2 protein-coding genes are annotated in these 1,008 nt (G+C 55.4%); both read right to left on the reverse strand.

Features of this window, described 5'->3' with window-relative positions; all coding sequences use genetic code 11:
* A partial coding sequence (locus ACRXB1_RS36715) for a Clp protease N-terminal domain-containing protein (protein ID WP_449494861.1) occupies positions 1-126 on the reverse strand: 126 nt, incomplete at its 3' end.
* Positions 127-281: 155 nt separating this feature from the next.
* On the reverse strand, positions 282-785 hold the full coding sequence (locus tag ACRXB1_RS36720) for an Rrf2 family transcriptional regulator (RefSeq protein WP_061999559.1): 504 nt from the start codon (positions 783-785) through the stop codon (positions 282-284).
* Positions 786-1,008 lie beyond the last annotated feature (223 nt).

The raw sequence follows: 1,008 nt of genomic DNA on the forward strand, positions 1-1,008 counted from the left end.
CTGTTGCGCAATCAGCGCAGCAAGCAGATGAACCGGTTCGATGTATTGATTGTCGTTGCCGACGGCGAGACTCTGCGCGTCGGCCAGTGCTTCCTGAAACTTGGTCGTGAGCTTGTCGATTCTCATATTGAGACCTCCAAATGGGATGTATTCAAAATGAGGCGCGATCCGGCACTTTCAAGCGCTTCGGTGCCCGAAAACGGCAATTTTTTGGATAAATCGTTAAATCGGGCGCGAGGGAAGCCGAGGATGCGGGAGCTTTGGAGCAGGTAGCAGAAGGCCTAAGTTCGGCCGGCGCTCTGACCCGATCCGCCTTTGTCCGAGCTTGGGTGAGGCATGAACCGCACGATACCGAGCAAACCCGCCAGCTCGTCCGCCGGCGACGCCAGATCCCCTATGGTATGCCGGTCGAGCTCGGCGAGGAAAGCATCGCGCGCCGCCGCAAACACGCCTCTCAACTGGCAGTGCGACTGGATCACGCAATGCCGGTGCGCTTCATGGTCCCCGGCGAAGCAACCGACGATGGAAAAATCATTTTCTGTCTTGCGCACTACCTCGCCGATGGTCAGAAGCGGCGTACGAGGGTCGAGCCTCAGGCCTCCGTTACGGCCGCGAAGCGTTTCGACCCAGCCCAGTTCTCCAAGCCGCTGCACCACTTTCATCAAATGATTCTTCGAGATGCCGTACGCCTCCGAGATTTCCTGGATCGTCGCCAGTCCTTCCGGGCGCACGGCCAGGTAGAGCATGACGCGCAGGGAATAGTCGGTGTAATCGGTTAGTCGCATTAGGGTAATCGCGTAACAATCGCGTTATTCAGTCGCGCTTCGATGCCGCATGGGCGGGCGCATCGATTTGAAAGGTGGCGCGTTGGCGGCGCCGTTAAGTAAATTTACATGGTGAGATTGAATTTCATAATGTAAAACAATGAAATAAACTGTCGACCATTAAATTAATCTTTTGAATCATATACTTAAAGTCGCCGCCCTTTCATTTTGGACTGCGACCCGG

It is taken from the genome of Caballeronia sp. M23-90, from assembly GCF_053574605.1.

Coding starts and splice junctions, on each gene's coding strand:
- ACRXB1_RS36720 (WP_061999559.1), bottom strand. CDS start 785: ATGCGACTAACCGATTACACCGACTATTCCCTGCGCGTCATGCTCTAC.